The organism is Mammaliicoccus sp. J-M41 (assembly GCF_022385935.1).
GTDB lineage: Bacteria > Bacillota > Bacilli > Staphylococcales > Staphylococcaceae > Mammaliicoccus > Mammaliicoccus sciuri_A.
On record NZ_JAJNIR010000006.1, the window covers coordinates 1 to 17,168 of the forward strand.

The following is a 17,168-nucleotide window of genomic DNA, read 5'->3' on the forward strand; positions in this document are numbered from 1 at the left end:
GCCACGAAATTAGCATCATGCTAGCAAGTTAAGCGAACACTGACATGATAAATTAGTGGTTAGCTATATTTTTTTACTTTGCAACAGAACCGAAAATAATCTCTTCAATTTATTTTTATATGAATCCTGTGACTCAATGATTGTAATATCTAAAGATTTCAGTTCATCATAGACAATGTTCTTTTCAACATTTTTTATAGCAAATTGATTAAATAAATTCTCTAATTTCTCCCGTTTGATTTCACTACCATAGATTATATTATCATTGATATAGTCAATGAATAATGACAAATTATCACTCATAACAGTCCCAACCCCTTTATTTTGATAGACTAATTATCTTCATCATTGTAAAACAAATTACACCCTTTAAATTTAACTCAACTTAAATATCGACAAATTAAAAAACAATAAAATTACTTGAATATTATTCATAATATATTAACAACTTTATTATACTGCTCTTTATATATAAAATCATTAATAATTAAACAAGCCTTAAAATATTTAACTTTTTTGTGATTATTACACATTATCTTATCTGCTCTTTATCACCATAAAAATAGAAAAAACAAGATTCCTAAAGAATATAGGAATCTTGTTTCAGACTGTGGACAAACTGATTTTTTATCAGTTAGCTTATTTAGAAAGTTTTATTTAAATTACAGTTTCTATTTTTATTAGATCACAATTTTATTTTAGCTCTTGTTCAAGTAATCATTTTTCGCCAAAAACTTTATACTGAATAGCTTCTACATTAAATACTTTGTCAATGAGATCATCTACATCTTTAAATTCAGAATAATTTGCATATGGATCTATAAAATAAAATTGTGGTTCTTTACCAGAAACATTAAATATTCTTAATATTAAATATTTCTGCTTATATTCTTTCATAGCAAACATTTCATTTAGCGACATAAAAAATGGTTCCTCAATACTAGAAGATGTAGATGTTTTAATTTCAATAAATTTTTCTACAGCTTTATCTGTATTTGTTGGATCAAAAGCTACTAAATCATAGCCATGACCGTGTTGAGAGCCTGGATTATCATTTAAAATATTCCTAAACTGTTCTTTCTTATCTTCGTCTATTTTATTATCAATTAGCTCATTAAAGTAATTTAGCGCTAATTTTTCTCCAACTTTACCGGTTAATTTATTCTCTTTATTTGATTTTTCAATTTCTGAATCATTTTTAGTAGTCTTTGATACACCTTTTTTATATTTTGGAATTATTCCTTTAGGTGCTTCCACTTCCTTGAGTGTCTTATCTTTTTGTGCTGTTCTAATTTCTTCAATTTCGCTGTCTTCCTGTATTTCGTCTATGCTATTGACCAAGCTATCATAGGATGTTTTTGTAACTTTTGAAGCTAATTCATTAAATAGTTCTAAAAATTTCTTTAAATCCTCTAGCATATCTTCTTCTGTGAATCCTTCATTCAAATCATAATATTTGAATCTTATTGATCCATGAGAATATCCTGATGGATAATCATTTTTTAAATCATAAGATGAATCTTTATTTTCTGCGTAATAAAATCTTCCAGTATTAAATTCATTTGATGTAATATATTTATTGAGTTCGGAAGATAAAGTTAATGCTCTTTGTTTTGCAGCATTTTTATCCCGCGGAAACATATCACTTATCTTTGACCATCCTTGATTCAAAGATAAGTATATGCCTTCTCCTTCCGGATGAAAAAGATATACCAAATAATATCCATCCTTTGTTTCTTTTGTTATATTCTCATCATATATTGAAATCCAAGGAACTTTACTATAGTTCCCAGTAGCAACCTTCCCTACAACTGAATATTTATCTTCTTTTATATGCACTTTTAACTGCTTGGGTAACTTATCATGGACTAAAGTTTTATATAGATCACCTTTATCCCAATCAGATTTTTTAACTACATTATTGGTACGTTTCTCTTTAATTAATTTAAGGACCTGCATAAAGTTGTCTATCATTTGAAATTCCCTCCTATTATAAAATATATTATGTCTCATTTTCTTCAATATGTACTTATTTATATTTTACCGTAATTTACTATATTTAGTTGCAGAAAGAATTTTCTCAAAGCTAGAACTTTGCTTCACTATAAGTATTCAGTATAAAGAATATTTCGCTATTATTTACTTGAAATGAAAGACTGCGGAGGCTAACTATGTCAAAAATCATGAACCTCATTACTTATGATAAGCTTCTTAAAAACATAACAGCAATTCACATAAACCTCATATGTTCTGATACATTCAAAATCCCTTTATGAAGCGGCTGAAAAAACCGCATCATTTATGATATGCTTCGCCACGCATGATTTTGAATGCACGATACACTTGTTCCATCAGGATGACTTTCATCATTTGGTGTGGGAAGGTCATTTTGCTGAATGATAGGGCGTAGTTGCTGCGTTGTAATACTTTTTGATGCAGGCCGTTTGATCCGCCGATGATAAATGTGATGTGTGAATTGCCTCTTGTCATGAGGTTATCGATTTCTTTACTGAGGCCTTCGCTTGTTAACATTTTGCCTTGTATTTCCAAGGTAATAACGTAACTGTCTTGTTTGATTTTAGACATGATTCTGTCCGCTTCTTTTTCCTTCACTATCTCTATATCTTTATCGCTCATATTATCGGGTGCTTTTTCATCTGCTACTTCAATGAGTTCTGTCTTTGTATATGCACCTAAACGTTTATTATATTCATCTACGGCTTGTTTCCAGTATTTCTCTTTTAGTTTACCTACCGTTATGATTGTTATCTTCATTTTTATCCACCTTTATTCATCTTGTTAAAAGTTATCCACATGTTATTAACTTATGCACAGTTTTCTTTATTATTATATCAACAATTTTAATTTTTTGTACGTTTTCTAAATATTAAGTCGTTTATTTTTATACATTTTATTATGATTTATCCACGGATTTATATACATTGTGGATAAAACAGTGGATAACTACCTATATTATTCACAGTTTGTGGACATTTGTGTATAACTGTGGGTATATATGTGCACAAACTAAAAAGATATCCCCAACTCAATAATTGGGGATATCTTTTTTAAATGTAGTATATTGGTGTTGCTTTTTCTTTATCTGTATCACATAAAATGACTTCTTTATTTGTATCAATATCATGTTTGTTTAATACTTGTCCAACGCTCATTCTTGCTAAATCTTTCATGTTGTTGTCTTGGCTTAAGTGTGACAGATAGATACGCTTCGTACTTCCTGTTATAACATCACACATTGCATGTGCTGCATCTTCGTTAGATACGTGACCCATGTCGCTTAATATACGTTGTTTCGTCTTCCATGGATATTTGCCCATTCTTAACATATCCACATCATGATTACTTTCGAATACAAAGGCATCACTTCCGTGTATCATACCTTTCATGCGGTCTGACACGTAGCCTGTATCTGTAATCATCGTTAACTTTTTATAGTCGTGATTAAAGATATAGAACTGTGGGTCTATTGCGTCATGTGACACGCTAAATGATTCGATATCCATACCTGCTAAAGTCTTAGTTTCATATGGTTCAAAATGGAACTTTTGATCTAGTGGTATGTTTTTATCTTTAGCTTCTATCATTTGCCATGTCTTTTTGTTCGCATAGATAGGAAGTTTATACTTTCTTGCGAGTACACCTAACCCCTTTATGTGATCGATATGTTCGTGGGTTACTAAGATACCTTCTAGGTCGCTGATGTTACGGTCAATTTGTTGAAAGAGACCTTCTATTTTCTTTCCTGTTAAGCCAGCATCGACAAGTAGGCTTCCTTTATCTGATTCTATATAAGTGGCATTTCCTGTACTGCCACTTGCGAGTACGCTCATTGCGATCACAAGTGTTCATCTCCTTTAATTACTGCTTCTCTTACGATTCTTCTAAGACGGTAGATTCTGGTTTAATGGCATCGATATACAATGTCTTCGTATCTGTTTTACCGTCTTTTTCGGATTTAATTTTAACTTCCCATGACGGTACAAGTACTTGTCCGCCTATTTCTTTAACGACACTGTAGTAGCCTAACCTTACAGACTCTACTTTATCGCCTTTTTTAAGGTACGTGTTGTAATACAATGTCTCTAAAGCTGTCTTCGCATCTGCTATTTTACGTTTATTATTGTTGTCGCCATTTCCTGGTTTAAGTTTGTCTAAGTACGTTTGTGTAAATGACTTAGCTCTACCATTATCCATATCTATGACGATTTGTCCTTTGTTGTTGTTGAGTATTGGTAAATCTTCATAGTTTTGTTCATAGACGACTTTGTTTTTATCTGTGTTGTTCTTTTTATATTCGTAATCTTTACCTTTAAAGGCATCTTTATTAATAAAGCTCTTAAATGACGACTGTTTACTATCTTTATCTAAATCTGCATTGACGTCTTTATTGATTTTCGTGTCTTTTTCACTTAATGAATAAACACCTTCAAGTTCATCTGAATCAAACGATTTACTACTACCTGTTATGGCTTGCATCTTCTTATCTCGATATTCTGGTAACTGCGGGATGTCTATGCCTTCTTTAGCAAAATTGACATCTGATTGTGCGTTTGATTCTTGAACGATAGAGTTATTTACTTTATTAAAGTATACAACGACCAATCCTATATTAATGAGAATAAACACAATGATGAAGAGTGACTTAGCATGTTTCCAATCCATTAAGAAAGTCCTCCATTCTCGTACCGTTTCCATTCACCGTCATATTTGATATACCATTTCGGTGTAAATTCAATCGTGTCTTGTAAGTTATTAATTTCGTCTTTAGGTAATGATAAATCATAGCCAATTGCTAAATTCGTAACTTTGTTAAAATCAATCGAACCATTTGAAGCTAGGTTAAATCTAACTTCTTCTGATGAAGGTAATCCATCCGCTTCTTTTTTAGACGGTACGGCTACTCCTGTTGTAATAAGACCGCGATTATATTCATTAATCGTATCTCTACCCCACACCGCTTCTATTGAAGATAACTTATCATCATTAAACACTGGATAATTATTTAAGAACATTTGATAGTCTATTTTACCAGATTTTTGATCCGTACTAAATAGACGGAATTCATCTGTATATCCTGCATGTTCATTAATAAATTTAAATGAATTTGTAATCGATTTTGACATATCTTTTTGACGATTTTCATCTTCTGATAAATTCGTATAACGATATGTTTGTTTCGCTTCATTCACGGTAGAAATCCCCGTATTGTTGTTATATGTCGAAACGTTATGTTCATTACTACGCGCAATCACTGAATCACCAAGAATAACATCATTTAATTCAGATACTGATATTTTGTTAGAAACGTAACGGTAAATATTCATATTATCCGCATTCTCTGGTGCATAAATTTGGTAAATTTCATTCGTAGTCGTCTCATTTGTAATCATGCCTGTATAAGGTTTCAAATCTGGTGCTGCTTCTTTATTCACCTTATCAAATTGCGTGCTTTTAATATTTGTCTGTAGTTTAACAGCTTTTTGTTTATTCTCACTTAAAAGATACACAACAGCTTCTTTCGTTGATTTCGTATCTACAAGAATTCGATCAAAATTAATATTAGGATAATAGTTCATATTCATGCCTAATACTTGGTTCAAGTACATTTCACTCGGAATGCTATCAGGGAAGTCTAAAATCGTATACCTTTCAGATAAATCTTCAAGTTGAACGACTGACTCACTGCTTAGAATATCAACTTTCTTCACTTCTTTACTCAACAATTGGTCAGTAATCTTCTTGATGTCTTTCACGTTAGACGTCCCTTTCACGTCCGTGCCATTTCGATTAATCATTCTAAACGGCATAATCACACTATCAATAGGCTTACTAATTTTAGGTCCAATAGAAGGTGTTTCTGTATTCACATCTGTTTCTAAATCTGTCAGTTCAGGTGTAAATGTCCATACACGGTATGTCATAAACACACTGATAAGCACAAGGATTATGAGGATAGCAGATTTAATCAGTTCTCTATTACGCATCCCAATCACCAAACTCATCTTCCATGACTTCACATGGCAATGTTATATAGATGGATGTACCTTGACCTTCTTTACTGCTCGCCCATATTCTACCTTTATGTGCTTCTACGATTTCTTTAGTGATGGCTAAACCTAAACCTGTACCACCCATTTTACGTGCTCTCGCTTTATCTACTCTGTAGAAACGATCAAAGATTTTATCTACTTTATTCACTGGAATACCGATACCATTATCTTTAATTTGTATCGTCATTCGGTTATATAAAGTATTTTGTTTCACATGAAACTCTACACGTTTATGTGATTCTTGTGAGTATTTAATCGCATTTGTAATGACGTTATCAAACACTTGTGTCATCTTATCTGGATCAATTTCAACGAATAAACCTTTAACAGGTATATCTCTAATGAACGTCACGTTCTTACCTTGTGTCATTTCGTGTCTGTTAATGATTTTGTTAATAAACATATTAAAATCAATCAATTCAGAGTTCATTTGATCACTTGAACTGTCCATTTTAGAAAGTTGTAATAAGTCATTCACAAGACGAATCATACGATCTGTTTCTTCACGTGTAACATTTAAGAATGTCGGTGCAACTTCAGGATCACGCCAAGCACCTTCTTCTAATGCTTCTATATAACTTCTCATAGATGTTAACGGCGTACGCAATTCATGTGAAACATTCGCAACGAATTCGCGACGTTCATTTTCTAAAATGTGCTGCTCCGTAACGTCATGTAATACGGCAATATAACCGTTGATAAAGCCTGTATCTTGAATAATTGTACTGAAGTTAACACGCGCAATAATGCCTTCTTCACTATTAATATCAATAATGAAACTATCATTATTCTCTTGTAAGTCATCTAATGAATAATCATCGTCAATATTTAGAATATCTAATATATGTTTCGCTTCTACATCAGCACGTTCTAGACCTAACATTTTAAGTGCCATTTCATTAATAATACGTACGCGGCCACGTCTATCAGTGGCAAGGACACCATCGCTCATATGCGTGATAACCGAGTCTAGACGACGCTTTTCACTTTCCGTATTCGCTTGTGCTTCTTGTACACGTTTAGATAAGTTGTTAAACGACAGTGCAAGTTCACCGATTTCGTCATTTCCGTATATCTTAACGCGCTGCGTATAGTTACCTTTAGACATCTCTAACGTTTGGTTACGCATGTCTGATATAGGTTTCGTAATCGTTCTCGCAATGAAGAAACCGAGCACGATTGTGATCAATAATGAGATTGCTGTACCGATGATGAAGATTTGGTTAATGTTGTTTAACTGTTCGTAAACAGAATCAATATCTGATTCAACATATATATCTCCGACAACTTCACCTTCGTATTCAACAGGTTTATTTTTGATCCATACTCTATTACTATCGGATGAATCATTTTTTAATACGATTTTATCATTAGCTTTTCCTAATGATAACGCCTTTTGTACAGAGCTATCGTTTACTTTTTGATTGACGGTATTTTGATTCGTAGCTTTAGATGTCGCCACAATAATTTGATCTTGATCAATAAACTTAATCTCATCAATTTCAGTTCTATTGGCATAATCATCTAATATATTTTGTATTTCTTTTTGGAAGTTCCGATTTGGATCTTCTGAGTTGTACGTTTTCTTTATGTTGTAATTAATCTGTTTCACGTGTTGTTCAATATTTGTCTTGAAGTTACGTGTCAGTTCTTTCTCAAGACTGTTTGTAAAATATAATCCAATAATTTGCATACCAATAATGATTAATAAAACATAAATAACGACAAGTTTAATGTGTAAGGACTGAAACTTCTTTAGCCAATTCATAATATCAGCCTACTCTTGTGTTTGTAGGAAATAACCCACACCTCTACGCGTCACAATATATTCTGGGTGTGATGCATCGTCTTCGATTTTCTCACGTAGACGACGTATCGTAACATCGACTGTACGTACATCTCCAAAATAATCATAACCCCATACAGTTTGGAGTAAGTGTTCACGCGTCATAACTTGTCCAATATGTTTTGCTAAATAATGAAACAATTCAAATTCACGGTGCGTCAATTCGATATCGACACCACGTTTTTTAATTGAATATGCATCAGGGTATACCGTAATATCTTTAATGACGATTTCATTTGTTTCTTCGTCTTCTGTTTGTGTTGGTTGAGAATAATGTCTACGTAAGTTTGCTTTCACACGCGCGATTAATTCACGTGTTGAAAAAGGCTTCGTCACATAATCATCTGCACCTAACTCTAACCCTAGAACTTTATCAATTTCTGAGTCTTTAGCTGTTAACATAATGATTGGCATTTCAAATTTCTTACGAACCTCTCTACATACTTCCATACCATCTCTACCAGGTAGCATAATATCTAATAATACGATGTCTGGTTCTTCTGCATATATCAAATCTACTGCGTCATTACCGTCATATGCGCAATAAACATCATAACCTTCTTTTTTTAAATTAAATTCAAGTATATCTGCAATTGGTTTTTCATCATCAACGACTACTATTTTTCTAGCCATACATTTACCTCATTTCTTTTTGAAAATAAGTATCTCTAAGCACACAATTGTGCATGATATCCTATACTATAATTTAACACTATTTGTCTATTAATTCTATTGTTTGACGTTAATCTATGATTGAACAACAAAAAAATGCTTATCGTTATTACGATAAGCATTAAAAGCGGTCCCGACGGGAATCGAACCCGCGATCTCCTGCGTGACAGGCAGGCATGTTAACCGCTACACCACGGGACCTTATGTATAAAATTGAGATGGTGACCCCTACGGGATTCGAACCCGTGTTACCGCCGTGAAAGGGCGGTGTCTTAACCGCTTGACCAAGGGGCCTCTGTTTAACACAAGATTGATTATAGCATGAATAATATACAGAAGACAAGATTTTATTTTAAATTTTTTATATAATAAATATAGAAGTACTAAAAAGGATGATAATATGGAACAAGCACAAGTTATTAGAAAAGGACATCGTAAATTACGTAAAGGAGAAATCCTCAAACGATTCATATTTATCACCATCGGCAGTATATTAATGGGGGTAGGGTTAGAATTATTTTTAGTTCCTAACAATTTACTAGATGGTGGCATTGTCGGTATCGCAATTATTTTGAGTCATCTCACCAATTTAAAGCTTGGATTATTTATCTTTCTACTAAATATTCCGTTTTTCTTTTTAGGATACAAGCAGATTGGTAAGACATTCACGATTTCTACAATTTACGCAATTACAATATTATCTATTACAACAGCCTACTTACATCATTTTGATCCTTTTATTAAAGAAGCGTTTTTAGTAACGATCTTTGGAGGCGCAATTATTGGTTTAGGCGTAGGTCTCGTAATACGATATGGAGGATCTTTAGACGGATCTGAAATCAGTGCTATCTTAATCAGCAGTAAAGCACCATTTTCAGTAGGCGAAATCGTCATGTTGATTAACTTCTTCATATTTACAGCTGCAGGATTTGTATTCAATTGGGAATCAGCGATGTTTTCCGTTATTGCATATTTTATAGCTGCTAAGATGATTGACGTAACCGTTCAAGGATTTGATGAATCAAAAGCCGTATGGATCATCAGCGATACATATAGAGATATCGGAGAAGCCATCAATGACCGACTCGGTAGAGGTGTCACATACCTGAATGGAGAAGGCGCATATACAGGTGAAGATAAAAAAGTCGTATTCTGCGTCATCACACGATTAGAAGAATCCAAACTAAAAGATATCGTAACAGAAATAGACAACACCGCATTCCTATCAATCGGTGACGTGAGCGAAGTAAAAGGCGGACGCTTTAAGAAAAGAGAAATACATTAATAAATCACAGTAATATGCATAAGAATTTATGATTTCAAAGTATAGATAGACGTCTATGATTGCGGACAGTCTTAATTAGGAAGCCTGATTAAGTTAGTTTCTAGAGCGCAGTTGGTAGACAACCTTGAAATGATAAGTTTTTATGCTTTTTTGTTGGGTGGGGTTGAGGGGGGATGGATTGCGGTGCGGTACGGAATAGGTGGAATTTAGTTAGGTTCAGGTCGGGTTGAAGTTTATGGGCGATCTCTTGGCTTTATTCAGGACTTAAGCCATGACTGTACTGAACCCAAAAATCTAAACCTTAATTAGTATATTATTTCAAAGGTTTGTCTCCTGTAATTTTTGGGAGATAAGCCTTTTAATTTTGATTTGATTCTTTCGTTATTATAAAAATTGATATATCGATGAATAGCTTGTTCAAGATCTTGAAAATCTTTAAATTCTTGGCCATAATACATTTCTTGTTTAAGTAACCCAAAAAAGTTTTCCATAACTGAATTATCTAGACAATTACCTTTTCTAGACATACTTTGAAATATCTTATGTTCTTTTAATAAATTAGTGTATTGCGAATGTTGATAATGCCAGCCTTGATCTGAATGAATCGTTAAACGGTGGCCAAGGTTTGGACGACGCTCTATCATTTCTTTTAGTGGATTGATTACTATATCTAATGTAGGACGACTTGAGATTTTAAAGCTTATAATCTCTGAACTATATAAGTCCAGATAAGGTGATAAATATAATTTCTGACCATTCTTTAATTTGAACTCTGTAATATCTGTTACGACTTTTTGAAATGGGAGACTTGTTTTAAATCTACGATTTAATATGTTTTGAGCTACTTTACCAACTTTACCTTTAAAGGAACGATACTTACGACCTCTATGTGTGAACTTTGTACAAGTTAGATTATGTTCTTTCATGATTCTTAGTACTTTTTTATGATTTACAATAATACCTCTATTTCTTAGTGCTTGTGTAACACGACGATAACCATAGGTATGGTTTGATTCATTACATATTTCTTTTATTACTTGAATCAACGATTCATCTTTATTAGGTTTACTAAATTGATTTATCCAATAATAGTATACAGATTTAGCTATTTGAGCGATTTTAAATAAGATGCTTAATCTTATATTATATGTTTCATTTAGTTCCTTAATGACCTTTACTATTTCTGATTTTTGCTTCCGTAAATGTCGGTCAAGGCCTGTAACTTTTTTTGATAAGCTATACCTGCCTTTAACGTCTCGACTTCATTTCTAAGTCTTTCAAGTTCTTCACGTTCATTTTCATTTAAAGGTAAATTTTTATTATCTGATTTAGCTCGTTTTTTAGTCATAGTGTGAGATCGTCCCTTTTGTTTATTATCTATATCAAGACGACATTTTTCATCAAACTGACGTTGCCAATTGGCAATGATAATAGGATTAATAATCCTAAAGTGATTCGCGGTATCTTGATAAGACAACATATTTTCTTGTCTAAATTTTAAAACAGATAATTTAAATTCGCTAGTATAAACACTATTTCTAATTTTTTACTTCTAAACTTTTATGATCTTGTGAGTTTACTACTCCTTTAACTCACATCTTCGCCGATCTGCCCCCACAATCTCGTCCGCTTTCTCAACCCAACTCTAAACAATCCTGTCCAACCCTAACCAACTCCAAACCTCATCACCTTATATCAACGCACAACACCCAAACTCAACTCACTCCAAACCACACAACACCTTCCCCCAATATGAAAAAACCAGCAGATACGCTACATATCTGCTGGTTTCTCTTTATTTATTAGTCCCATAGGTTTTCTAATAGGTTTGTTTGGTTTCTATCTGGTCCTACTGAGAAGATAGAAATTTTAACGTTACATAATTCAGAAATGCGTTCTAAATAACGACGTGCGTTATCTGGTAATTCTTCTAATGAACGGCATCCTGTGATGTCTTCTTCCCAACCTGGTAGTTCTTCAAAGATTGGTTTACAACGTTCTAATTCGTTTAAGTTTGCTGGATATTCAGTGATTTCAACACCATCAATTTCGTATGCTGTACAGATTTTAACTGTTTTTAATCCTGTTAATACGTCAATTGAGTTAATTGATAAATCTGTAATACCACTTACACGGCGTGAATGACGTAGAACTACTGAGTCAAACCAACCTACACGACGTGGTCTTCCAGTTGTTGTACCGTATTCACGACCTACTTCACGGATATGGTGACCATCTTCATCAAATAATTCTGTTGGGAATGGACCGTCTCCTACACGAGATGTATAAGCTTTACATACACCAATTACTTTAGATACGTATGTTGGACCAACACCGCCACCTACTGTAACGTTACCTGCAATTGGATTACTTGAAGTAACGAATGGATATGTACCGTGGTCGATATCTAACATCACACCTTGCGCACCTTCGAATAATACTTTTTCATTGTTTACGAAAGCATCATCTAATAATTTAGCTGTGTCTGTTACATAATCTTTCAAACGTTGTCCTGCTGCATAGTAAGTTTCAAAAATTTCTTCAAAAGTGAAACCTTCAGCGTTGAACATTTTTTCGAATAATTCATTTTTATATTCAAGATTTTCTTTTAAGCGTTTTTCAAAAGTTTCTTTATCTAATAAATCAGCCATACGGATACCGATACGTTGTGCTTTATCTACATAAGCTGGACCGATACCTTTTTTAGTTGTACCAATTTTGTTGTCACCGCGTTTTTCTTCTTCTAATTCATCTTGTTTAAGATGGTATGGTAAGATGACTTGCGCACGGTTTGAAATTCTTAAATTGTCAGTTGCAACTCCGCGTTCATTTAAAGCATCTAATTCTTTCAATAAAGCTACTGGATCAACAACTACACCGTTACCGATAACACTTGATTTCTCTTGATAGAAAATACCTGATGGTACTAAATGCAATTTGTAAGTTTCTCCATCAAATTTAATTGTGTGACCTGCATTGTTACCACCTGAAAAACGTGCAATAACGTTTGCATCCTCTGCTAAGAAATCTGTAATTTTACCTTTACCTTCGTCTCCCCATTGCGTCCCAACGACTACGATTGATGACATGTGAGCACCTCCGCTTTTTCTCATTAACCATTAAGTATTCTATCAGTACTATCCTTAAATTGCAAACTAAAAACGAACATTGATTACTAGTGTTAAATTACACTTCTTATTCATGCTGGAATTGCTAAAAAACACCTTAACCACAGTATTTAAAAGGATTATAATCGTTTTATCCATTTTCAAAAACACAAACTTAAGCACATAAGTGTTACTTTACACAAAACAAAAGACGTACATTTTTGCATAATACACAATAAATGTACGTCTTTTATATTAAAAACTTTTTTTATCCAAATTCCATTCCGGCATGTTGATAGTCAATATCGGTGAATTTGTTATATTGTTTCATGAAGTGTAGTTTAACAGTTCCTGTTGGGCCGTTACGTTGTTTAGCGATAATGATTTCAATTTCACCATTCTCGTCTTGTGCACCCGCATCAACCGCTTCTCCATCTTCATCTTCGCCACCTCTTGAGTAATAGTCATCTCTATATAAGAAGGCAACGATATCCGCATCTTGCTCAATCGAACCTGATTCACGAATATCACTCATCATTGGTCTCTTATCTTGTCGTTGTTCAACACCACGAGATAACTGACTTAACGCAATAACGGGACATTCTAATTCTCTTGCGATTGCTTTAAGCATACGAGAGATTTCTGATACTTCTTGTTGTCTATTATCTGAGCTACGAGAACCACTACCTTGAATTAATTGTAAGTAGTCAATCATGATCATATCTAATCCATGTTCTTGTTTGAGCCTACGACATTTAGCACGAATATCCGTAATTCGGATGCCTGGTGTATCATCGATAAATATTTTCGTTCTTGATAGTTTACCTACTGCAACTGTAAACCTGCTCCAGTCTTCCTCGGTCATTGAACCTGTACGCAATCTATTTGAATCGACATTTCCCGTACTACATATCATACGTGTAGCAAGCTGATCGGCACCCATCTCTAAAGAGAAAATACCGACTGAATACAAATCTTGGTGTGTTGCAACTTGTTGTGCGATATTTAATGCGAAGGCAGTCTTACCTACTGATGGACGTGCCGCAATAATGATTAAATCATTTCGGTTAAACCCTGCTGTCATTTGGTCTAAATCTCGATAACCAGTTGGTATACCTGGTGTTTGTCCATTATTTTGATCGAGCTGTTCGGCATTATCAAACACAATACTTAATACATCTTTAATATCTTTGAAGCCTTCCGTACCTCTTGAAGCAGAAATCTCTAAAATTCTCTTTTCTGCATCTCCTAACAATGATTCTAAATCAAGCTCAGGATTATACCCATCTTCAGCAATACTATCCGCCACACGAATGAGTTGGCGTTTCACTGCATGTTTAAACACAATATCTATGTAGAAATGTATGTTTCTTGTTGTTGGGACATTATTTGCTAATTCTGCTAAATAGGCTGGACCGCCCGCTTCTTCTAATAATGATTCTGCTGCTAACTGGTCCATCAATGTAACAGAGTCAATTTCTTTATTCTGTTCATTTAGCATTAACATCGCTCTAAATATGTGTTGATGATTTGCACGATAGAAAGCTTCAGGTATTAATGTTTCACCTGTTGAGTTAATCAGTTCAGGATCAATCAAGATTGCACCGATAACAGATTGTTCAGCCTCTATACTATGGGGCATTTGTTTTGGGTTCATCATATTATCCATACCATCCATACTGATTACTCCTTTCCATTTTTAATAATTTTTATTATAACGCATTAAAATAGGTCGGTAAATCAAATACCGACCATTTTATTGATGCCTTTATTCTTCAACAACATGTACTTTTAATGTACCAGAAACTTTGTTGTGTAGTTTAATTGGTACATTTGTATAACCTAAACTGTGAATACCATTTGGTAAGTCCATTTTACGTTTATCAACTTTGATTTTGTGTTGTTTATCTAATGCTTGCGTAATTTGTTTCGTACTTACTGATCCGAATAATTTACCGCCTTCACCTGTTTTAGCTGGAATTTTAACTTCTAATTCTTTAAGTTTTTCCGCAAGTGCTTTAGCATCTTCTATTTCTTGTTGTTTTAATTCTTCTTGACGTTTGTTTTGTTGTTCTAATTGTTTGAGGTTTCCAGGTGTTGCTTCTACAGCATAATTATTTTTGATTAAATAGTTTTGACCATATCCTACTGGTACGTCTTTCACTTCACCTTTTTTACCTTTACCTTTAACATCTTGTGTGAAAATAACTTTCATTATTCTTCCACTCCTTTATCATCTGATTCAACAACCTCAACTAATGCTTCGATTGCTTTTTCTACTGTTGTATTTTTAATTTGTGTTGCAGCATTGGATAAGTGGCCGCCTCCACCGAGTGCTTCCATCGTTAATTGTACGTTTACTTCTCCTAACGAACGGGCAGAAATTCCAATTGTATCTTCTGATCTTCGTGCTACTACATAAGATGCTTCTACACCTTCTAAGCCAAGCAACTCATCTGCTGCTTGTGCAACTGTAACGGGGTGATATGTTTCATGATCTTCACCATGTGCAATTGCGACACCTCCGCGGAATAATTTAACTGTCTTAATTAAGTCTGAACGTTTAATATACGTATCGATATCATCTTTTAAGAAATGCTGACAAAGAATCGTATCTGCACCATGACTTCTTAAAAAGCTCGCAGCATCAAATGTTCTTGATCCTGTTCTTAATGTAAAGTTACGTGTATCCACAATAATACCGGCTAACATAATCGTTGATTCGATTCTCGTTAAACGATGTTCTGTTGGTTGGTATTCTAACAACTCTGTAACAAGCTCAGCTGTCGAACTTGCATAAGGCTCCATATACACAAGTAATGGACTTGAGATAATACTTTCGCCTCGACGATGATGGTCAATAACGACTTTTCTGTTTGCTTTATTAAGCAAGTTCTCATCAATTACAAGTTCAGGTTTATGTGTATCCACGACAACGAGTGTTGTACGTGGTGTCATTTCATGCCAAGCTTCTTCTGATGTAATAAATCTTTCTTTCAAATCAGGCTTCTCGTCTATTTCAGCCATCACACGTTCTAATGTACTATCAATATCCGAATCGTTTAATACAATATATGATTCAAGATTGTTCATCTTCGCAATGCGTGATACACCGATTGCTGCACCGATTGCGTCCATATCTGGTGATTTATGACCCATAATGATCACTTTGTCACCTTCAATTAAGATATCTCGTAACGCATGAGATATCACACGCGCACGTACTCTCGTTCTTTTTTCCATCGGGTCAGTCTTACCGCCGTAGAATCTCACGTTACCATTACTATTTTTAATGGCTACTTGGTCACCACCACGGCCGAGTGCTAAGTCTAAACTCGATTGTGAAAGTTCACCTAGCTCAATTAAGTTCTCACTACCTTCACCAATACCGATACTTAGTGTTAATTGGTGACCGATGTCTCTTGTCTTATCTCTTAAATCATCTAATAAGTTGAACTTCAACGTTTCGATATCTTCTAATATACTCTTGTTTAATAACGCGATAAATTGATCAGCACTATAACGTTTAATAAACAATTGATAACGTGATGACCAGTCATCTATAACGCTTGTAATCAGACTATTGATTTCTGAACGTTGAGAGTCATTCATATTCTGCGTAATTTCATCAAAGTTATCTAAGAAAATAGTTGCTATGATTGGTTTTTCATTCTCATATAATTCATATACACGGGAAGATTCAGTAATATCAAACAGATAAATAGACTGTTCATCTTCAGTATAAGTGACTTTATATTTGTATGATCCTTCTTCAATCTCTACTTCTGAAGTATTTTCTAATCTTTTTAAGATATTTGGAAATACTTCGTTAATTGGTTCGTCTAAAACGTCTCGTTCTAATCGTTTATTAACAAAATTATTAATCCATTCGATATGATTATTTTTGTCTAATAATATGACACCTATTGGTAAGTCACTGACTGCACTTGTTTTACTTTTCGTAATTCTACCGGCTAAACTCCCAATATATAAATCTAATTTCAAAAAGCTCTGTCTAACAAAAAATATGCTTACTGCAATTAGAATTATCGTAGCAACCGTCGAAATAATCGCCCAAAAAATTGAATTAAAAAAACTGAATACGACTAGCACCAAAGCTAATATCATCATAATAATGTACGGAAATATTAGGGCTTTTTTAACAGATTGACGGTTCATAAACTCAC

Annotated in this window: 15 protein-coding genes and 2 tRNA genes; 1 reads left to right on the plus strand and 16 read right to left on the minus strand. The window is 33.8% G+C overall.

All coding sequences use genetic code 11. The features are described 5' to 3' along the window. Window positions 1-63 precede the first annotated feature (63 nt). From LQ686_RS03595 to LQ686_RS03640, 10 genes are all read right to left on the minus strand, one after another. Entirely contained in the window at window positions 64-303 is a 240-nt protein-coding gene (locus LQ686_RS03595) for a hypothetical protein (RefSeq protein WP_001282728.1), read from the minus strand. A 414-nt stretch (window positions 304-717) separates the two neighbouring features. Then, window positions 718-1,974: an MrcB family domain-containing protein gene (locus LQ686_RS03600; RefSeq protein ID WP_000566670.1), complete on the minus strand. Its 1,257-nt coding sequence runs from the start codon at window positions 1,972-1,974 to the stop codon at window positions 718-720. Window positions 1,975-2,295: 321 nt separating this feature from the next. Then, window positions 2,296-2,775, minus strand: a complete 480-nt coding sequence (gene rlmH, locus LQ686_RS03605) for a 23S rRNA (pseudouridine(1915)-N(3))-methyltransferase RlmH (RefSeq protein WP_025906271.1) — start codon at window positions 2,773-2,775, stop codon at window positions 2,296-2,298. 293 nt (window positions 2,776-3,068) lie between these two features. After that, complete coding sequence (locus tag LQ686_RS03610) at window positions 3,069-3,851, minus strand: MBL fold metallo-hydrolase (RefSeq protein ID WP_103360507.1); 783 nt, start codon at window positions 3,849-3,851, stop codon at window positions 3,069-3,071. 40 nt (window positions 3,852-3,891) lie between these two features. Beyond that, the gene (locus LQ686_RS03615) at window positions 3,892-4,683 is read right to left on the minus strand and encodes a two-component system regulatory protein YycI (protein WP_103360472.1); all 792 of its coding nucleotides are present in this window, start codon (window positions 4,681-4,683) and stop codon (window positions 3,892-3,894) included. After that, on the minus strand, window positions 4,683-6,005 hold the full coding sequence (locus LQ686_RS03620; protein WP_107590415.1) for a YycH family regulatory protein: 1,323 nt from the start codon (window positions 6,003-6,005) through the stop codon (window positions 4,683-4,685). The genes LQ686_RS03615 and LQ686_RS03620 overlap by 1 nt, the downstream gene beginning before the upstream one ends. Next, the gene (walK, locus tag LQ686_RS03625) at window positions 5,998-7,839 is read right to left on the minus strand and encodes a cell wall metabolism sensor histidine kinase WalK (protein ID WP_107565750.1); all 1,842 of its coding nucleotides are present in this window, start codon (window positions 7,837-7,839) and stop codon (window positions 5,998-6,000) included. The genes LQ686_RS03620 and walK overlap by 8 nt, the downstream gene beginning before the upstream one ends. Window positions 7,840-7,848: 9 nt before the next feature. Further along, window positions 7,849-8,550 carry a response regulator YycF gene (gene yycF / locus LQ686_RS03630; protein WP_025906262.1) on the minus strand — a complete coding sequence of 234 codons (702 nt, stop codon included), beginning with the start codon at window positions 8,548-8,550 and terminating at the stop codon, window positions 7,849-7,851. Window positions 8,551-8,717: 167 nt separating this feature from the next. Next, window positions 8,718-8,790, minus strand: a tRNA-Asp gene (locus LQ686_RS03635). An 18-nt stretch (window positions 8,791-8,808) separates the two neighbouring features. Then, window positions 8,809-8,883: transfer RNA gene (locus LQ686_RS03640), tRNA-Glu, on the minus strand. A gap of 106 nt (window positions 8,884-8,989) precedes the next feature. On the opposite strand from LQ686_RS03640, the gene LQ686_RS03645 reads away from it, so the two are divergent. Next, window positions 8,990-9,874, plus strand: coding sequence for a YitT family protein (locus LQ686_RS03645; protein WP_025906261.1), 885 nt, complete (start codon window positions 8,990-8,992; stop codon window positions 9,872-9,874). Between the two features lie 305 nt (window positions 9,875-10,179). Here LQ686_RS03645 and LQ686_RS03650 read toward each other — a convergent pair whose 3' ends face one another. The 6 genes from LQ686_RS03650 to LQ686_RS03675 form a co-directional block, all read right to left on the minus strand. Next, complete coding sequence (locus LQ686_RS03650; protein WP_311403031.1) at window positions 10,180-11,055, minus strand: IS3 family transposase; 876 nt, start codon at window positions 11,053-11,055, stop codon at window positions 10,180-10,182. After that, window positions 11,052-11,354, minus strand: a complete 303-nt coding sequence (locus LQ686_RS03655; RefSeq protein WP_103362215.1) for a helix-turn-helix domain-containing protein — start codon at window positions 11,352-11,354, stop codon at window positions 11,052-11,054. Before LQ686_RS03655 ends, LQ686_RS03650 begins: the two co-directional genes overlap by 4 nt. A 322-nt stretch (window positions 11,355-11,676) precedes the next feature. Continuing rightward, window positions 11,677-12,963, minus strand: coding sequence for an adenylosuccinate synthase (locus tag LQ686_RS03660; protein ID WP_048542847.1), 1,287 nt, complete (start codon window positions 12,961-12,963; stop codon window positions 11,677-11,679). Between the two features lie 286 nt (window positions 12,964-13,249). Beyond that, on the minus strand, window positions 13,250-14,650 hold the full coding sequence (dnaB, locus tag LQ686_RS03665; RefSeq protein WP_025906258.1) for a replicative DNA helicase: 1,401 nt from the start codon (window positions 14,648-14,650) through the stop codon (window positions 13,250-13,252). Window positions 14,651-14,749: 99 nt separating this feature from the next. Next, window positions 14,750-15,196 (minus strand): 50S ribosomal protein L9, encoded by a 447-nt coding sequence (gene rplI / locus LQ686_RS03670; protein ID WP_037589493.1) that lies wholly within the window; start codon window positions 15,194-15,196, stop codon window positions 14,750-14,752. Next, window positions 15,196-17,160, minus strand: a complete 1,965-nt coding sequence (locus tag LQ686_RS03675) for a DHH family phosphoesterase (RefSeq protein WP_107565158.1) — start codon at window positions 17,158-17,160, stop codon at window positions 15,196-15,198. The genes rplI and LQ686_RS03675 overlap by 1 nt, the downstream gene beginning before the upstream one ends. Window positions 17,161-17,168: the final 8 nt, after the last annotated feature.

Excerpts from the sequence above, each read along its gene's own strand:
- LQ686_RS03595 (WP_001282728.1), bottom strand. The coding sequence starts at position 303 with ATGAGTGATAATTTGTCATTATTCATTGACTATATCAATGATAATATA.
- LQ686_RS03600 (WP_000566670.1), bottom strand. The coding sequence starts at position 1,974 with ATGATAGACAACTTTATGCAGGTCCTTAAATTAATTAAAGAGAAACGT.
- rlmH (WP_025906271.1), bottom strand. The coding sequence starts at position 2,775 with ATGAAGATAACAATCATAACGGTAGGTAAACTAAAAGAGAAATACTGG.
- LQ686_RS03610 (WP_103360507.1), bottom strand. The coding sequence starts at position 3,851 with ATGAGCGTACTCGCAAGTGGCAGTACAGGAAATGCCACTTATATAGAA.
- LQ686_RS03615 (WP_103360472.1), bottom strand. The coding sequence starts at position 4,683 with ATGGATTGGAAACATGCTAAGTCACTCTTCATCATTGTGTTTATTCTC.
- LQ686_RS03620 (WP_107590415.1), bottom strand. The coding sequence starts at position 6,005 with ATGCGTAATAGAGAACTGATTAAATCTGCTATCCTCATAATCCTTGTG.
- walK (WP_107565750.1), bottom strand. The coding sequence starts at position 7,839 with ATGAATTGGCTAAAGAAGTTTCAGTCCTTACACATTAAACTTGTCGTT.
- yycF (WP_025906262.1), bottom strand. The coding sequence starts at position 8,550 with ATGGCTAGAAAAATAGTAGTCGTTGATGATGAAAAACCAATTGCAGAT.
- LQ686_RS03645 (WP_025906261.1), top strand. The coding sequence starts at position 8,990 with ATGGAACAAGCACAAGTTATTAGAAAAGGACATCGTAAATTACGTAAA.
- LQ686_RS03655 (WP_103362215.1), bottom strand. The coding sequence starts at position 11,354 with ATGTTGTCTTATCAAGATACCGCGAATCACTTTAGGATTATTAATCCT.
- LQ686_RS03660 (WP_048542847.1), bottom strand. The coding sequence starts at position 12,963 with ATGTCATCAATCGTAGTCGTTGGGACGCAATGGGGAGACGAAGGTAAA.
- dnaB (WP_025906258.1), bottom strand. The coding sequence starts at position 14,650 with ATGGATAATATGATGAACCCAAAACAAATGCCCCATAGTATAGAGGCT.
- rplI (WP_037589493.1), bottom strand. The coding sequence starts at position 15,196 with ATGAAAGTTATTTTCACACAAGATGTTAAAGGTAAAGGTAAAAAAGGT.
- LQ686_RS03675 (WP_107565158.1), bottom strand. The coding sequence starts at position 17,160 with ATGAACCGTCAATCTGTTAAAAAAGCCCTAATATTTCCGTACATTATT.